Annotated in this window: 10 protein-coding genes; 3 read left to right on the forward strand and 7 right to left on the reverse strand. The window is 66.6% G+C overall.

Annotation, left to right across the window (positions count from 1 at the left end):
• The first annotated feature begins 5 nt into the window (after positions 1 to 5).
• From ACZ5MC_RS18260 to ACZ5MC_RS18270, 3 genes are read left to right on the forward strand one after another with little or no spacing between them, the layout of a single operon-like run.
• Positions 6 to 1,010 (forward strand): ATP-grasp domain-containing protein, encoded by a 1,005-nt coding sequence (locus ACZ5MC_RS18260; RefSeq protein ID WP_306601913.1) that lies wholly within the window; start codon positions 6 to 8, stop codon positions 1,008 to 1,010.
• Positions 994 to 2,424, forward strand: a complete 1,431-nt coding sequence (gene murJ, locus ACZ5MC_RS18265) for a murein biosynthesis integral membrane protein MurJ (protein WP_306601914.1) — start codon at positions 994 to 996, stop codon at positions 2,422 to 2,424. Before ACZ5MC_RS18260 ends, murJ begins: the two co-directional genes overlap by 17 nt.
• Positions 2,425 to 2,443: 19 nt before the next feature.
• Positions 2,444 to 3,076: an acyltransferase gene (locus tag ACZ5MC_RS18270; RefSeq protein WP_306601915.1), complete on the forward strand. Its 633-nt coding sequence runs from the start codon at positions 2,444 to 2,446 to the stop codon at positions 3,074 to 3,076.
• Here the strand turns inward: ACZ5MC_RS18270 and ACZ5MC_RS18275 are convergent.
• From ACZ5MC_RS18275 to ACZ5MC_RS18305, 7 genes are all read right to left on the reverse strand, one after another.
• Complete coding sequence (locus ACZ5MC_RS18275) at positions 3,039 to 4,172, reverse strand: glycosyltransferase family 4 protein (RefSeq protein ID WP_306601916.1); 1,134 nt, start codon at positions 4,170 to 4,172, stop codon at positions 3,039 to 3,041. The two genes, ACZ5MC_RS18270 and ACZ5MC_RS18275, sit on opposite strands and share 38 nt — an antisense overlap.
• Positions 4,172 to 5,203 carry an SDR family oxidoreductase gene (locus ACZ5MC_RS18280; protein WP_373432554.1) on the reverse strand — a complete coding sequence of 344 codons (1,032 nt, stop codon included), beginning with the start codon at positions 5,201 to 5,203 and terminating at the stop codon, positions 4,172 to 4,174. Before ACZ5MC_RS18280 ends, ACZ5MC_RS18275 begins: the two co-directional genes overlap by 1 nt.
• A complete protein-coding gene (locus ACZ5MC_RS18285; RefSeq protein WP_306601918.1) occupies positions 5,200 to 6,474 on the reverse strand; it encodes a nucleotide sugar dehydrogenase in 1,275 nt (424 codons plus the stop codon). Before ACZ5MC_RS18285 ends, ACZ5MC_RS18280 begins: the two co-directional genes overlap by 4 nt.
• Positions 6,475 to 6,606: 132 nt before the next feature.
• Positions 6,607 to 8,766 carry a glycosyltransferase gene (locus ACZ5MC_RS18290; protein WP_306601919.1) on the reverse strand — a complete coding sequence of 720 codons (2,160 nt, stop codon included), beginning with the start codon at positions 8,764 to 8,766 and terminating at the stop codon, positions 6,607 to 6,609.
• A gap of 202 nt (positions 8,767 to 8,968) precedes the next feature.
• Positions 8,969 to 13,366, reverse strand: coding sequence for an NHL repeat-containing protein (locus tag ACZ5MC_RS18295; protein WP_306601920.1), 4,398 nt, complete (start codon positions 13,364 to 13,366; stop codon positions 8,969 to 8,971).
• A gap of 440 nt (positions 13,367 to 13,806) precedes the next feature.
• Positions 13,807 to 15,060: a right-handed parallel beta-helix repeat-containing protein gene (locus ACZ5MC_RS18300; protein WP_306601921.1), complete on the reverse strand. Its 1,254-nt coding sequence runs from the start codon at positions 15,058 to 15,060 to the stop codon at positions 13,807 to 13,809.
• A 50-nt stretch (positions 15,061 to 15,110) separates the two neighbouring features.
• A complete protein-coding gene (locus ACZ5MC_RS18305; RefSeq protein WP_306601922.1) occupies positions 15,111 to 15,704 on the reverse strand; it encodes an acyltransferase in 594 nt (197 codons plus the stop codon).
• Between the last annotated feature and the right edge of the window lie 93 nt (positions 15,705 to 15,797).

Consider the following 15,797-nt stretch of genomic DNA (forward strand, 5'->3'; position numbering starts at 1 on the left):
GCCCCATGAACGTCGGTCTATGCAACCTCATGAAACCGGATTGGCAGGCGGAATTCGCCAAGGCCTGCTCGGCCCTGGGACTCGGGGTCAGGCCGATCAGGATTGGCGCGGACGACTGGATGGACCAGGTCAAGGGGTTGGACCTGTTCGTCTGGCGCCTGGTCATGGGCGAGACCAGCGGCATGGCCGAGGCCCGGACGAAGATCCCCATGCTCGAATCCATGGGCATCCCGTGCTTCCCCAATTCCCGGATGCTGTGGCTCTACGACGACAAGATCCGCGAGACCTTCTTTCTCCGCCAGCATGGATACCCCACCCCCCGCACCTGGGTCTTCTTCGGCGAGGAGGAGGCCCGGAGCTTCGTGGCCCAGGCTGCCTACCCCCTGGTGGCCAAGTCCCACTGCGGCGCCTCGGCCGGGGGCGTCCAGCTCATCGCCGCCCCCCGGGACGCCGAGCGTCTCCTGGACCGGGTCTTCCGGAAGCCGGGGATCTGGGGCGATATCGTCGAGAACTATTACATCCTCCCGCGTCTGCGCAAGGGCGACCTCATCGTCCAGCTCAAGGCCCGCTACCGGGACTCCTGGCCTCGTTACGCCTATTTCCAGGAATACATCCACATCGACCGGGACTGGCGGATCACCACGCTGGGACCCGATCTGGTGTCGGCCTTCGCCCGGAAGAACCGGCCCGGTGATTTCCGGGCGAGCGGCAGCGGCATCTGGGAGAAGGCCGAGCTCGGGGACCTGCCCGCCGATGCGTGCGATCTGGCCCTGGAGATCAGCAACTCGAATGGTTTCACCAGTATGACCTACGATTTCATGCGGAGCGGGGACCGCTGGGTCATCGGCGAGCTGTCCTATGCGTTCCTCCTCAACAACGTCTACTGCGACACGCTCTTCCGGCGGGAAAACGGAACCTACGTGAACTCCGGCCCCATCCCCATCGGGGAGATGCACCTCAGGGCGGCCCTGGGCACCCTCACGGGAGGGGCAGATGGCCGGAACCGCTGACGCCCCGGTCCAGGGGGAGGCTCCCCAGCCGGAGGAAGAGTCCATCTTCCATCGGGTGCTTTCGCGCTGGCGCCGGCTTACGACCGGTTCCGTGAACCGGCGGGTCCTGGGCGCCACCCTGGTGGTGGGATCCATGACCATCATCATCAAGGCCATCTCCCTCCTGAAGGAATCCTTCGTGGCCGCCTCCTTCGGGACGGGCGGGGACTACGACGCCTTCATCGTCGCCCTGCTGCTCCCGAGCACCATCGTGGGCATCCTTTCCGGATCCCTCAACGCGGCCCTCATTCCCACCTACATCGAAATCCGGGACAAGGAGAACAAGGAGGCCGCCCAGCGCCTCTACACGACGATCCTCCTGTGGAACACCATCCTCCTCGGGGGACTGACGCTCCTCATGGCCTGGACCGTGCGGCTCTGGCTTCCCTTCATCGCCTGGGGATTCGATCCGGCCAAGCTGGAATTGACCCGGACCATCGCCCTCTGGTCCCTTCCCCTGGTGCTCCTGACCGGGTTCGCCACGACCTGGGGAGCCATCCTCAATGCCGGGGAACGGTTCGCCCTGGTGGCCATCGCACCCGCCCTCCAGCCCCTGGCCATCATCCTCGGGCTGAGCTTCTTCTGCCGTGCCTGGGGCATCTATGCCCTCCTGTTCGGCACGGTCCTTGGCGTCCTGCTGGAAACCGTGGTCCTGGGCATGGCGCTTGCCCGGAAGGGGCATCCCCTCCTGCCCCGCTGGCACGGCGTCACCACCGCATTCCGGAAGGTGCGCGCCCAGTATGGCGCGTGCATCGCGGCGGCCTTCCTGGTCAACGGCATGGGCCTTGTGGACCAGGCCTTCGCCTCGACCCTTGGACCCCGCAGCAATTCGGCCCTGAGCTACGGCAGCAAGCTGGTGGGCCTCGTGCTCACCCTCGGCGGGACCGCGCTGGGGACGGCCATTCTGCCCCAGCTGTCCCGGATGGTCGCCAACAACAACTGGACGGGCATCCGCCGCTTCCTCCGCCAGTACACCGCTCTCATCCTCGCCGTCGCGGTACCCACCACGGTCATCCTCATCCTGCTCTCCACCTTCATCGTCAGGACCATGTTCCAGAACGGCTCGTTCAACGCCTCGGACACGGCCCTCGTGGTGCGGATCCAGATCTTCTACCTCCTGCGGATCCCCTTCTCCGCCTGCGGCATCCTGGTCACGCGGACCCTCACGGCCCTGCGCGCGAACCACTTCCTCATGTGGACGGCCGTCGTCAGCTTCACCATCAACGCGGCCCTGGACTATCTTTTCATCCAGACCTACGGGATCGCAGGCATCACCCTTTCCACGTCCGTCTGCAGCTGCATCATCTTCCTGGGCGCCAGCTATGCGATGTACCGGCTCCTCGACAGGCGGGCGCTGGAATCCCCCGCGGCATGACCTTGAGGAGGGCCACCGGATGCTGGGCACGCTCATCGAAGTGATCTTCCGAAACCCCGGGCGCCTGCCGTTCCTGCTCCGGCGGAAATGGTACCTCAGGCGGCTGGCTTCCCGGCCCAACATCCAGCTGAGGGGCCGCGTCCATCTCGCCGGCCTCCCCATGATCGACATCCATCCGGAGGCCAGCCTCGTGATCGGAGACCAGGTAACGCTGGATTCGGACAACCGGGGCTACCACTTGAACATGCACTCCCCGGTCAAGCTCCTCGCGGATGAACCGGGCGCGAGGCTCACCATCGGAGCGAAGACCCGGATCCATGGCACCTGCATCCACGCCTGTCTGTCCGTCACCATCGGCGACCACTGCCTTATCGCGGCCAATTGCCAGATCATCGATTCCAGCGGCCACCTGCTGTCCTTCCCCGATGTGGAGAACAGGATCAACACCCGCAGCGATCCCAAGCCCGTGGTGATCGAGGATCATGTGTGGATCGGAGCCGGGTCGGTCATCCTCCCGGGCGTGACCATCGGGAGAGGCTCGGTCCTCGCTGCCGGCAGCGTGGTGGTGAAGGACATCCCCCCCATGGTGGTGGCCGGCGGGAACCCTGCGAAAGTCATCCGGGACTACGGGCAGTTCCCAGGAAGGACATGATTTCCGCCGTCACCAGCCTCACGTCGTAGCGGGTCTCGGCCATCGAACGGCTCTCCGCCCCGAAGCGGGCGATCCGTTCGGGGTCCCTGGAAAGGCGTTCCATGGCGTCCGCCAGGGCCACTGCGTCGCCCACCGGGACCAGGAAGCCGTTGCGGTCCTCCCGCACGGTCTCCCGGCACCCGGGGCTGTCGGTGGTCACCACGCCGCGCCCCATGGCCATGGCCTCCAGCACCGACCGGGGCGTCCCCTCCCCGTAGGAGGGCAACACCATGATGTGGGAGGACCGGAGGACGGGGCGCACGTCCTTGGCTTCGCCCAGGTAGGTGACGAACCCGCCCTGGACCCACGCCGCCACCTCGCCGGCCTTGACCCCGTTCGTGTTCTGATCCAGGGGCCCCAGGATGGCGGAACGGAAGGAAACGTCCCGCGCCTTCAGGATCCGGCTAGCCTCCACGAATTCGTGGAGGCCCTTGTTCCGGAGCAGCCTCCCCACGAACAGGAAGGACACGGGGCCGTCCGGGAAGGGAGCCGGGGCGTAGTGGTCCAGATCGACGCCCGATCCGTTGATCAGCTTCCGGGGAACGCGGGCCGGCAGCATGCCTTCGGATCCGAAGAAATCGCAGTCGTCCTGGTTCTGGAAGAAGACGCCCTGCGTGCGCGGCAGGGCCGTCCGGTACAGGCGCTTCACGACCCGGCGGACAAGCTTCTCCCGGAAGCCCACGGGCTGTCCCTGCAGCGTGGTGCCCCGCCCCGTGATCATTGCGAAACGCCGGGGGATCCCGGCCAGCGATGCGGCCAGGGTCCCGAACACGACCGTCTTCAGCTCGTAGGAGAGCAGCAGGTCCAGGCGCAGTGCGCGGAGGCGGAGGAACAGCCGGAAGAAGTCGAGCACCGCCCCGAAGGGGTTCAGGCTCGTGCGGTCCAGGGTGATGGGGATGAAGGTGGCCCCCAGGCGGTCCAGGGCGGCGGCCGTCTCGGCCGTCCCCTCTGGAGCAATGCCGAACGCCTCATGCCCGGCCTTGGCCAACTCCGAGAGGAGGTGTCCCCGGAAATTCACAAGATCCTTGGCCTGGCTCCCAAGTACCGCGACGCGCATCAGGACGGGTTCGGCCCGGCGAACCAGGGCACGAGATGGTCCAGGCCGCCGGCCACGGAATGGGTGGGGTCATAGCCGAGCATGGCCTTGATCTTGGAGAGATCCGCCTGGGAGTGGCGGATGTCCCCGGGCCGCGGGGGCGTGTAGACGGGGTCCGGGCACGCCACCTCGGGATGGATGGCCTGGAGCCGCTCGGCGATCATCCAGTACAACTGGGTCAGGGAGGTGGTCCCGCCGAAGGAGACGTTGAAAACCTCGCCCAGGGCCTCCTCGGGTGCGGTCCCGGCCAGGAGGTTGGCCTGGACGGCGTTGGCCACGAAGCAGAAGTCCCGGCTGGTCTCCCCGTCCCCGTGGATCTGGCAGACCTCCCCCTTGAGGAGGGCCGCGATCCATTTGGGCATCACGGCCGCATAGGGGCCTTCCGGATCCTGGCGGGGGCCGAACACGTTGAAGTAGCGCAGGCCGATGGGCTTGAACCCGTAGGCCCGGCCGAAGACCCCCGCGTACCCTTCGTTGATGACCTTGTTCAGCGCGTAGGGGGAAAGGGGGTTGCCCGTGCGGGCCTCCACCTTGGGCAGGACCGGGTCGTCGCCGTAGACCGAGCTGCTGGACGCGTACACCATCCGCTGCACCCCGGCGTCACGGGCCGCCACGAGCACGTTGAGGAAGCCGTCCACGTTGGACTGGTGGCTCGTGATCGGGTCCTTGATGGACCGGGGCACGGAGCCCAGCGCCGCCTGGTGGAGAACCGTGTCCACGTTCTTGCATGCCCGGTGGCACGTTTCCAGATCCCGGATGTCCCCTTCGATGAAGGTGAACCGCTTCCAGGCCTCGGGCCTCGACGCCTGCCTCACGCTTTCCAGGTTCGCGGGATGCCCGGTCGAGAAATTGTCCAGGCCCACCACCACCTGGTCCAGCTCCAGGAGCTGTTGGAGGAGGTTGGAACCGATGAAGCCGGCCGCCCCCGTTACGAGCCAGGTGCGGGGGCTCTGGCGGAGGTGCGTGCAGAGGTCCTGATAACGGCTCATCAAAGGCTCCAGTAGGTCACGCTGTCCGGGAACTGGCCCGGTTCGAAGACGGATTTCACGTCGATGAACACCGCCCTGGAATTGAGGCGGCCGAGGATGTTTCCGAGGCCGGCCTTCAGGAACTGGTCGTGATTGACGGCGAGGATCAGGGCGTCCAGGTTCGCGAAGGAGTCGATGGAGGCGAGCTCCAGGCCGTACTCGTGATGCGTCTCCACCGGATCGGCAAGGGGATCGTGGATCATGGGCTCGATTCCGAACTGCTTCAGCTCCTTGATGATGTCCGGCACCTTGCTGTTGCGGATGTCATGCACGTCCTCCTTGAAGGTCAGGCCCAGGATGCCCACGCGGGCCCCCTTGACCTTGAGGCCGCCCTGGACCATGAGCTTGACCAGCTTCTGGGCCACGTAGGCGCCCATGCTGTCGTTGATGCGCCGGCCGGCGAGGATCACCTCGGGATGGTAGCCCAGCTCCTCCGCCTTGGTGGTGAGGTAGTAGGGATCGACTCCGATGCAGTGCCCGCCCACCAGGCCCGGCGAAAAGGGCAGGAAGTTCCACTTGGTGCGGGCGGCCGTCAGCACCTCCTTGGTGCGGATCCCCACCAGGTCGCAGATGATGGACAATTCGTTCATCAGGGCGATATTGATGTCACGCTGCGTATTCTCGATGACCTTGGCGGTCTCGGCCACCTTGATGGAGGAGGCCCGGTGGATGCCGGCCTTGATGATCGAGCCGTACACTCCGGCGATGATCTCGGCGCTCTCGGCGTCCTGCCCCGAGACGACCTTCACGATATTCTCGACCGTGTGGACCTTGTCGCCGGGATTGATGCGCTCGGGGGAGTACCCCAGCTTGAAATCGACCCCGCAGCGCAGCCCTGACTGCTTTTCCAGGATCGGCCCGCACACGTCCTCGGTGACCCCGGGGAAGACAGTGGATTCATACACCACGATGCTGCCCTTGCCGATCACCTTGCCCACGGATTCCGAGGCTTTGATCACCGGCGTCAGGTCCGGGCGGTTCCAGTCGTCCACGGGCGTGGGGACGGCCACGATGAAGAAATCGCAGCCGCGGAGGTCCTCCAGCCGGCTGGTCATGGTCAGGGTCGTCTCCTTCAGCGCCCCGGCGGGAACTTCCCGGGTGCGGTCGATGCCGTCCCGAAGTTCGCCCACCTTGGTCTCGTGGATATCGAAACCCAGGGTGCCGGGGTATTTCTTCGCCAATTCGAGAGCCAGCGGCAGGCCGACGTATCCGAGACCCACAATCGCGATTCGCATAGAACTCCTTGTGAGGAAGAAAACAGGACCACTTCGTTTTTCAGAATTGTCTCATTGCAACCTGCGCCGTTCTAGTATTTTTACGTTGTCTCCGAGGGACGGAGGCGAATTCCACCCTGGACGGCACGCACATCAAAGCACCCCATCGGCCACCTGGACGGCCTGGCCCACCTCGCCCATGGTCATGGGGACGACCCCGTAGCGATCCCGCAGGAGGCAGTGGTGGCGGAGCAGGGCCTCCAGCACGGCCAGGTTCTCCCCCAGGCGGGTGCCGAAATTGTGAGGGTGCCACCACAGGTGGAAGGACTCCCCCCTCATGGCGGCCGTCTCCATGGCCTTCTGGATCCGCCGCACGCGCAGGCCCTCCAGCCCCTGGAGCCGCTGGGAACTGGCTCGCAGGAACCGGCTCGAAGGGCAATTGACCAGGCCGGTATCCAGCCACCGCCGGGGGATGAAGCCATTGGGACCTGACAAGTCCAGGTAGTTGTCGATCAGGCGGGCCGCACGCTTGACCTGGGACTCGTCCTGACCCCGGGACTCCGCGTACATCCATGCACTCTCGTTTCCCCTGAAGACCTTGAAGCCCAGGGCCGAACAGATGGCCAGATACTCGGCATTGGCCTGGTTGCGGGGAAACACGAAGCTGGGGGTGGAGACTCCGAAGGAACCTGACACCCGCAGCCAGGCCTCCAGGTCGGCCCGGAACTGGGCGGCCTCCTGCCCCTCCTCCAGGCAGTAGTAGTGGGAGAAGGTGTGGCTTCCCAGTTCCATCCCCTCGCAGTCAAGGACCTGTTTCACGAGGGAGGAGCCGAAGTGGTAGGGATCGGCCTTCTCGTCGGGTCCCAGGTCCTTCAGGGCCAGGTAGGGATCCAGGCCGGCGTTCCGGTAGGAGGGCCTGAGGTCGGGCAGGTGCTCGAGGAGGTCGGACTTGCGCTCGAACATGGCCATCCCCACCGCCGCCCAGGTGGCCTTGACGCCGTACTTCCGGAAGAGCGCGAGCATGGCCGGAATGGCCTGGCGCTCCCCCAGGATGTTCTCCCCGTAGCTGGCGAGGCTCCGCTTGTCCCGGACCCCCCAGAAGAGCTCGAAATCCAGGGAGATGACGAAGGCGGGGGGCGGGCATTGGGGCCGGCCCGGGGCCTGGGGTTCCTGGACGTGCACCGACCGGCGCTTGGCGGTCGACCTGATCAGCTGTTTGATCAGGATCTCCCAGCGGTCCAGGATCCGCTCGTTGTCGAAACAGGCCGCCACCCGCCCCCGCCCCATGGTGCCCATGTCCAGGAGCTTTTCCGGGGACAGGGCCATCATCTCCACCATGCGCCCGGCCAGGGCCCCGGGATCCCGGCAGGGGACGATGAATCCGGAAGCGCCATGCACGAGCAGCTCCCGGACCCCGCCGGCATCCGTGCTCACCACGGGCACGCCGGAGGCCATGGCTTCCATCACCGTGTTGGGCATGCCTTCCCAGGCCGAGGACAGGACATAGGCGTCGCAGGCCCGGAGCAGGCGGGGAACGTCGGACCGGGAGCCCAGGACATGGACGCGGTCCCCGAGACCGAGCTGGGCGGCTTTCCGGCGCAGGGCCTCCAGGTCCCCGGGCGTCCCCCCCCCGGCGACCAGGAGGTGCATTCCGCCCCGGGGAATGCGCCCCAGGGCCTCCATCAGGGTCGCGTAGTCCTTGGATGGCAGCAGGTTGCCCACCGCCAGCCACACGAAGGCCTCGTCCGGCAGGCCCAGCTCGGCCCGCACCTCCTCCCGGGTGGCGGGATCGGGGTAGTCCGAGGCGATGATCCCGTTATGGATCACCAGGGTCTTGCCTGGGGTGAGAATGTTCCGGGCGACCAGGTACCGGATGCCCGCATGGGAGTTGGCCGCCGTGACATCAATGAGCCGCTCGGTGCGCCGGTAGAGTCTCTCCCGTCCCGGGGTCTTCACGAAGGCCGTGCGGAAGGAGGAGACGATGGCGCGGACGCCCGCCAACCGGCCCAGGACCCGGCCCATGATGTCGCCATGGTAGTTGAACGTGATCAGCACCGCGGGCTTCCACCGGAGCAGCTTGAGGGTCATGCGGAACGCCATGGCGAAGGGCAGGCCACGCACCCACGGCATTCCATCGGCACAGGCGTGGCAGGGGATGCCGGCCTCGGCCAGTTCCCGGGTGAAGGCGACCGAGGGCAGCATGGTGAGGACGCCCACCTTCCAGCCCCGCCGCTGGAGCGTGATGGCGATGCGGGTGAGCTGGGCGTCGGCGCCGCCGCGGAGCAGGTGATCGGTGAGGAAGACGACATCCATTGAGCAGCATCCGGTGGAAGGTGGTTCGGAAGGCCGGTCGCGGCCCGGAAGCCCCGCCCTGCCCATGTTCCCTGACCAAGACTTGGAAATGATCGACCTTGATAGATCATTCTTATCGGAATGGGGCGATTCTTCCAGGGCAAATTGATCATTGAAAAACGGGGGGCCCTGGGGCCCCCCGCGCAAAGCAACCGATGATCCGCTAGAAGCCGATCTGCAGGAGGCAGTCGGGAACGGTCACGTAGATCCCCATCTTTCCAGGTTCGAAGCTGGGAACCACCGCCAGTGCCCTCGGGTAGGCGAGGGACGCCGGCAGGGCGACGGGCGTGCCGAGGCCCGCAGGGATGTTCACCATGCTGCCGGTGACCTGCGAGGCGCCCATGGGCAGGCCGCCGATGGTGCTGACGGCGCCCGCGGGGGTGACCATGCGGAGCAGGTCATTGTAGGTGTCCGCCACATAGAGGGTGCCGGCGGCGTCCACGGCGAGGCCCTGGGGATTGTTGAACCGGGCGGCAGTGCCCGTGGCATCCGTGTGGCCGGGGGTCCTGATGGTGGTGGCGCCCGCGAGGGTCGTCACGGTGCCGTCGGCGGTGACAAGCTGGCGGATGTCGTGGTTGCCCTGGTCCGCGATGTAGAGGAGGGAGTTGTCGGGCGAGAGCGCGATGCCCATGGGCGTGTTGAAGATGACGGAGCCGTCGGCCGTGTTCGAATAGCCGGAGACGTTCGGCGTCCCGACCACGGTCGATACCGTCCCGTCCACGACCTTGGTGATCGTGTTGCGGGCCTGATCGGAGACATACAGGGTGGTGTGCGACGCATCGGAGAACACCACGACGCCGGTGGGCAGGTTGAACCCGGTGACCGCATCCATCGTGTAGGAGGCCGCGAAGGTGGCACCGGCGGTGTCGAAGGTGCTGATGGAGCCCCTGCCGTAGTTCGCGATGTAGAGGATCCCGGTCCTGGAATCGAGCGCGATGCCCCAGGGCTGGAAGTTGGGGCCACCATAGTTGGGAGCCGCCAGCGCGGCACTGATGAGGGTGGTGGTGGCGCCGTCGGCCAGGGTCACCCGCCGGACGGCGGAGTTGCCGTAGTCGGCCACGTAGGCGTAGGTGCGGGTGCTGTCCACGACGACGCCCGTGGGATCGGAGAACCGCGCAGCCCCAGCGGTGTTGTCGTGGAGGCGGGGATCGCCGGCCACGCCCGCGAGGGTGCTCACTTCATTGGCGGTGGGGTCGATCTGGCGGATCGTGTTGTTGCCGAAATCCGCGGCGAATAGGGTCCCATTGGCGTAGGGAGCGGGCCCCGCGCCGGTGAAGACGGCAAGGGCGGTGGGGTAGGCGAATCTGGCGGCGCTGCCGATGCCGTCAAGGCTGCCCACGGAGCCGCTGGTGCCAGCCAGGGTGGTGATGGTGCCCGCGGTGGGGCTGGTCGGCACGATCTTCTGGATGAGGCAGTTCTCGTAGTTCGTCACGAAAAGGTTGGTGCCGTCGGTGGTCAGGCCGACGGGCGAGGTGAGCGCGGGGGCGCCGGCCAGGACCAGGGTCGTGACGTTGTAGGCTCCCGCCAGGTCCACGACGCGGATGGCGTTGTTGTTGAAGTCGGCCACATAGAGTTTGGTGCCGATCCGGGCCACGCCCGTGGGGAAGTTGAAGGAGGCCGCAGTTCCCAGGGCATCCAAGCTGCCGGAATGGGCAACGGGATTGAGGGGATCGGTGAAATCCGTGACCTGCCCGGCGATGGTGGTGATGGCTTTGGTCGTCAGGTTTACCATGCGGATCGCGTTGTTGAGCTGATCAGGCACGTAGAGGATGTTCGGGTCGGCGTCCAGGGCGATATTGACGGGGACGTCCCACTGCCGGAAGTAGAACCTGGAGGCGCTGCTGCCGACCTGGCCGGCGGTGCCCGCGACGGTGCTGACGACGCCGGCGGAATCGATCTTCCGGATGGTGTAGTTCCAGACATCGGCGACGTAGAGGTTGCCGCCTCCATCCAGCGCCAGGCCGCTGGGCCCGAAGAACTGCGCGGGAGCGTCGGCGGAACCGGGCTGGCCGACCAGGCCATAGGGCGTGGAAACGACGCCGGCCGGAGTGATCTTGCGGATGCAGTTGTTGTCGTAGTCCGAGACGTAGAGGTCCCCGGTAGCCTGGTCGAGGGCCATGCCGTTGGGTTCCCAGAAGCGGGCGAGGGTCTTGGCCGAGTCACCGGTATGGATGGGAACGGTGAAGCCGTCGATGTTGCCCTGCCCGGACGGGAGGCCGGCCCGGACGGACAATGAGCCGACCAGGACCTTGGCGGTCCAGGTGCCGGTGGCGGCGGTGTGGTCCGCGTTCTCGACGGTGAGGGTATAGGTCGTCGTGGCGCTGGGAATCGTGATCGAGACGGGCGTCAGGGGGGTGATCGCGATGGCGCCGGGGTTGATCACGGCACTGCTGGTGTCATTGCTGAAGTCGGCGGTGAAGGTCGCGGTCCCGCCGGGGCTGAAGCTGGGCTGGGTCACGGTGAAGCTGGTGACGACGGGAAGCGCCGACACCGTGACGGTGGCGGTGGAGGTGGCCGAGTTGGCCACCGCGGTCGCCTTGATGGTGTGGGTGCCCGCGGCGGTGCCGGCGGTGTAGAGGCCGGCGGCGGAGATGGTGCCCACCGCGGCGTTGCCGCCGTCGATGGCGTCCACCGACCAGGTGATGCCGGTGTTGGCCGCGCCGGTCACGCCGGACGTGAAGGTCTGGGTTCCGCCGGTGGTGAGCGCGACGCTGGCGGGGCTCACGGTGGTGAGGACGACCGTCTGGGGAGTCACCGTCGCGGTGGCGGTGGCGGTGGTGTTGGCGGCGTTGGTGACGGTCAGGGTGAAGACCTTGGCGCCGGTGGTCCAGTCGGCGGTGATGGCCGCGGACGCGACGCCCGTGGCCGGGCAGACGACGCTGTTGTCGAGGGTCCCGGTGCCCTCGGCATAGGTGGGGGTCAGGGTGAAGGTGCCGCCGAACAGGGGCGTGAGATCCGAGGCGACCAGGGAGGTGGCCACGGGGACGGCCACCACGGTGGCCGTGGCGGTCTTCTGGGTGGTGCCGTTCGCGTGGGCGGTGGCTGCGATGGTGTGGGCCCCGGTGGCGGTGCCGGCGGTGTAGAGGCCGGCCGCGGAGATCGTGCCGACCGTGGCATTGCCGCCGGCCACGCCGTCGACGGACCAGGTGATGGCGGTGTCGACCGCGCCGGTCACGGAGGAGGCGAAGGTCTGGGTGCCCCCCACGGTCAGGGTCTTGGTGGCAGGACTGACATTGGTCACGGTGACGGCCTGGGGCGTCACGGTGGCGGTGGTGGTGGCGGTGATATTGAGGACGTTGGTCACGGTCAGGGTGAAGACCTTGGCCCCCACCCAATTGGCGGTGACGGCGGCCGAGGCGGTGCCCGAGGCCGGGCAGGCGAGGCCGTTGTCGAGGGTCCCGGTGCCTGCCGAATAGGTGGGCGTCAGGGTGAAGGTGGCGCCGAAGAGCGGGGTGGTGCTGGAGGCGACCAGGGAGGTGGCCACAGGGCTGTCGGGCACGGAGACCGTGACCGTGGCGGTCTTCTGGGTGGTGCCGTTCGCGTGGGCGGTGGCGGCGATGGTGCGGGTCCCCGCCGTGGTGCCGGCGGTGTAGAGGCCGGCAGCGGAGATCGTGCCCACGGTGGCGTTTCCGCCGGCCACGCCGTCGACGGACCAGATGATGGCGGTGTCGACGGCGCCGGTCACGGAGGAGGCGAAGGTCTGGGTTTCGCCCACGTTCAGGGTCTTGGTGGCCGGACTGACATCGGCCACGGTGACGGCCTGGGGCGTCACGGTGGCGGTGGTCGTGGCGGTGACATTGAGGACGTTGGTCACGGTCAGGGTGAAGACCTTGGCCCCCACCCAGTTGGCGGTGACGGCGGCCGAGGCCGCGCCCGAAGCCGGGCAGGCGAGACCGTTGTCGAGGGTCCCGGTGCCTGCCGAATAGGTGGGCGTCAGGGTGAAGGTGGCGCCGAAGAGCGGGGTGGCGCTGGAGGCGACCAGGGAGGTGGCCACAGGGCTGTCGGGCACGGTGACCGTGACCGTGGCGGTCTTCTGGGTGGTGCCGTCCGCGTGCGCGGTGGCTGCGATGGTGCGGGTCCCGGCGGCGGTGCCGGCGGTGTAGAGGCCGGCTGCGGAAATCGTGCCGACCGTGGCATTGCCGCCGGCCACGCCGTCGACGGACCAGGTCAGGGTGGCGTCAGCGGCCCCGGTCACGCTGGACGCGAACGCCTGCGTGCCACCTGGGAAGAGCGATGCGGTGGCCGGAGCCACCGCGGCGACGACGACCGCCTGCGGAGTGACGGTGGCCGTGGTGGTCGCGGTGGCGCTGGCGGAATTGGTCACGGTCAGGGTGAAAACCTTGGCCCCCACCCAGTTCGCCGTGACCGCTGCGGAAGCGGTCCCGCTGGCGGGGCAGGTGACACCGTTGTCCAGCCTCCCGGTCCCGGCCGAATAGACCGGGGTCAGCGTGAAGGTCCCTCCATAGAGCGGAGTGGCCGAGGAGGGCGTCAAGGAGGTGGCCACCGGAGCGGGCACCACGGGGTTGCCACCCCCACCGCCTCCGCCGCTGCAGGCGGCCATCCCCATAAGGACCAATCCGGCCAGCATGGCGCAAGCACCGTGCCCCAGAGCGTATTTTGGATTCAGAGCCGGTCGACCCATGGACAATACCTCATTGGAGTTATGAAAGACGAATTCCTCCTGGGGGTACTCCAGGAGTCCGGTCCGTTTCTGGAGGTGAAAACGGGATTGAGAACTTCATGATGAATGTTCTCTACAATTCAGGCAATAGCCAGAATGGGGTTTTTTTCTGAAACCGGAATCGTGGTGCCCCCCGTGGAACCTCAAACCGAGATCGGCCGCCATTCCCCGAATGTCCAATGGGCATTGGGGAATTTCCCTGAGGGCCTGTCGAGGCCGATCGGCGGCGCCTGGGGCCCAAGCGCCGCCATCGGGCACCCAATGCGATAAATGTAACCTAAAGGTGACCGCGCAGATCCCCTTGGCGGTGAGCCTCCCAGCTAGAACCTGATGTCAGGATGGTTCCCGGAAACCGAGTTCTGTTCGGCCGTGTTCGGGCCCATGGGGCTCGCATTCCGGAGTCCACAACCGGCGTTGGCGGTCACGGTGTTGCCCGTGACGCGATTGCCTCGGGTCTGGTAGAGCAGGATGCCATTTCCCTTGTCGCTGCCCGGCCCGGAGGCGGGCCGTGTGCCCGTCACCACATTGCCCGAAATCTCGTTGCTGTTGGCTTGATTGAAGAGGTAGATGCCATTGCCCAGGCTGTTCCTGACCCGGTTGTTGCTGATCCGGTGCCCGGTGGTGTTGGAGACGACGATCCCGCCGGTCCCGTCGCGCTTGGCATTGTCGATGGCGGTGTTGTCCTCGGCCACCACCCTGCTGATGAAGGCCCGCCCCGTGAGGGAGGACGGAACGCAGATGGCCAGGCCGCCGCTGGCATTGCCCCTCAATTCGCAGCCCGTGATGGTCACATTGGCGACCGTCTGCCCCGCGTTGGGTTCCAGATCGATCCCGGCGCCGCAGACGAAGGCGCCCTTCTCCATGAAGCCTGTGGTGTTCCTGAAGGTGCTGCGGGTGACCACCAGGCCGTCGACACTGGTCACGGATAGACCCTGCCGGCGGTTCCCGTCCGCCACGACCTGGCAGAGGGTCACATCCCTGGCGCCGGCCCCCACATAGAACCCGTCCTCCCAGCAATCCTTGGCTGTCACCCCCTGGATGAAGACGTTCCGGGACCCGGCCACCTTGAGCCCGATGCCCCCCTCTTCCTCGTCCCTGATCGAGTTGTTGTGCCGGTTCCCAAGGATGGTGCCGCCCAGGATCGTGACATTCTGGACCATGCTGACCGTCAGCACCACGTAGTTGGAGGTCGTCGTCGGCATGGCCTTCAGGATGGCGCCCGGGTGGAAGCGCAGGGTCGCGTTGCTTACCGCGCGCAGTCCGGCGTTCATGGAGGCGACGGGGTCCACCAGGTAGGTCCCGGCTGGAAACACGACCGTTCCGCCCGTCCCGGCCACCGCATCGATCGCCCGCTGAATGGAGCGGGTGTCGTCCCGGACCCCGTTCCCCAGGGCGCCGTAGGCCCGATCCTTCACGTTCACGACCCGGCTGGACGAGGGCGCCGGCGGCACGCAGGGATCCTGCTCGGCGGCCAGGGCCCCCATGCTTGTCAGAAGGATCAGACCGGCGATGAAGGCCCTTCCGGGCTGGGAGGGACCGCCCTCAGGCCGGGCAAGCCACGAAATGGAAGTCATGGAGGCTCCTCGAACCGGGAATCACCGCGAACGAATTCCAAAGGGTGCCTTCACCTGGGGGTAGGGTCCGGAGGCGCGGCTCCCGCGGAATCCCCCGCGGGCTGGCCCGGGGGTGCGGTTCTCCGCGCGGAACCCCGCATGGTCATCTTCAGCAGGGCCCCCCTCTTGTTGCGGCGATATTCTTCAGGGTCATACGCAGGGTTGGCCGCGAGGGCCCATTCCGCGTACTGGTGAAGGGTCAGGAAGGGCTTGGCGGGATTTCCGGCGGCAAGCACCGAGGGGGGGATGTTCCGGGAAACCACTGAACCCGCGGCAACCACCGAATTCGGGCCGATGGTCACACCCGGCAGGATGATGGCCCGCTCCCCGATGACACAGTGGTCCTTGATGGTGATCCTGCCATATTTGATGACCTTCTGGTACCGCTCCAGGTGCCGGAAGGCGAAGGTGCCTCCATCGTGGGTGATGAAAACCACGTCAGAGGCAATGGCCACATGGTTGCCCAGGGTGATCAGGTAGGGTTCCGTGCCGAAGCTCGGCAGGCCGGAGAACCGGCAGCCTTCGCCGAAGGTGAGACCCGCCCTGCGCAGGCGCCAAAGGTGGAACCTTTTATACAGGTCCTTGAGTTGCCTAAGTAGACCCATCGTTCACACCTTTAGGTTGGCCTTTGAATCATGGAATCGGACTTGAGGGTAAATCAAGTCTAATTTTTTCCAGTCTATACCCAGGAATGGAAT

Source organism: Mesoterricola sp. JemC181 (genome assembly GCF_055384585.1).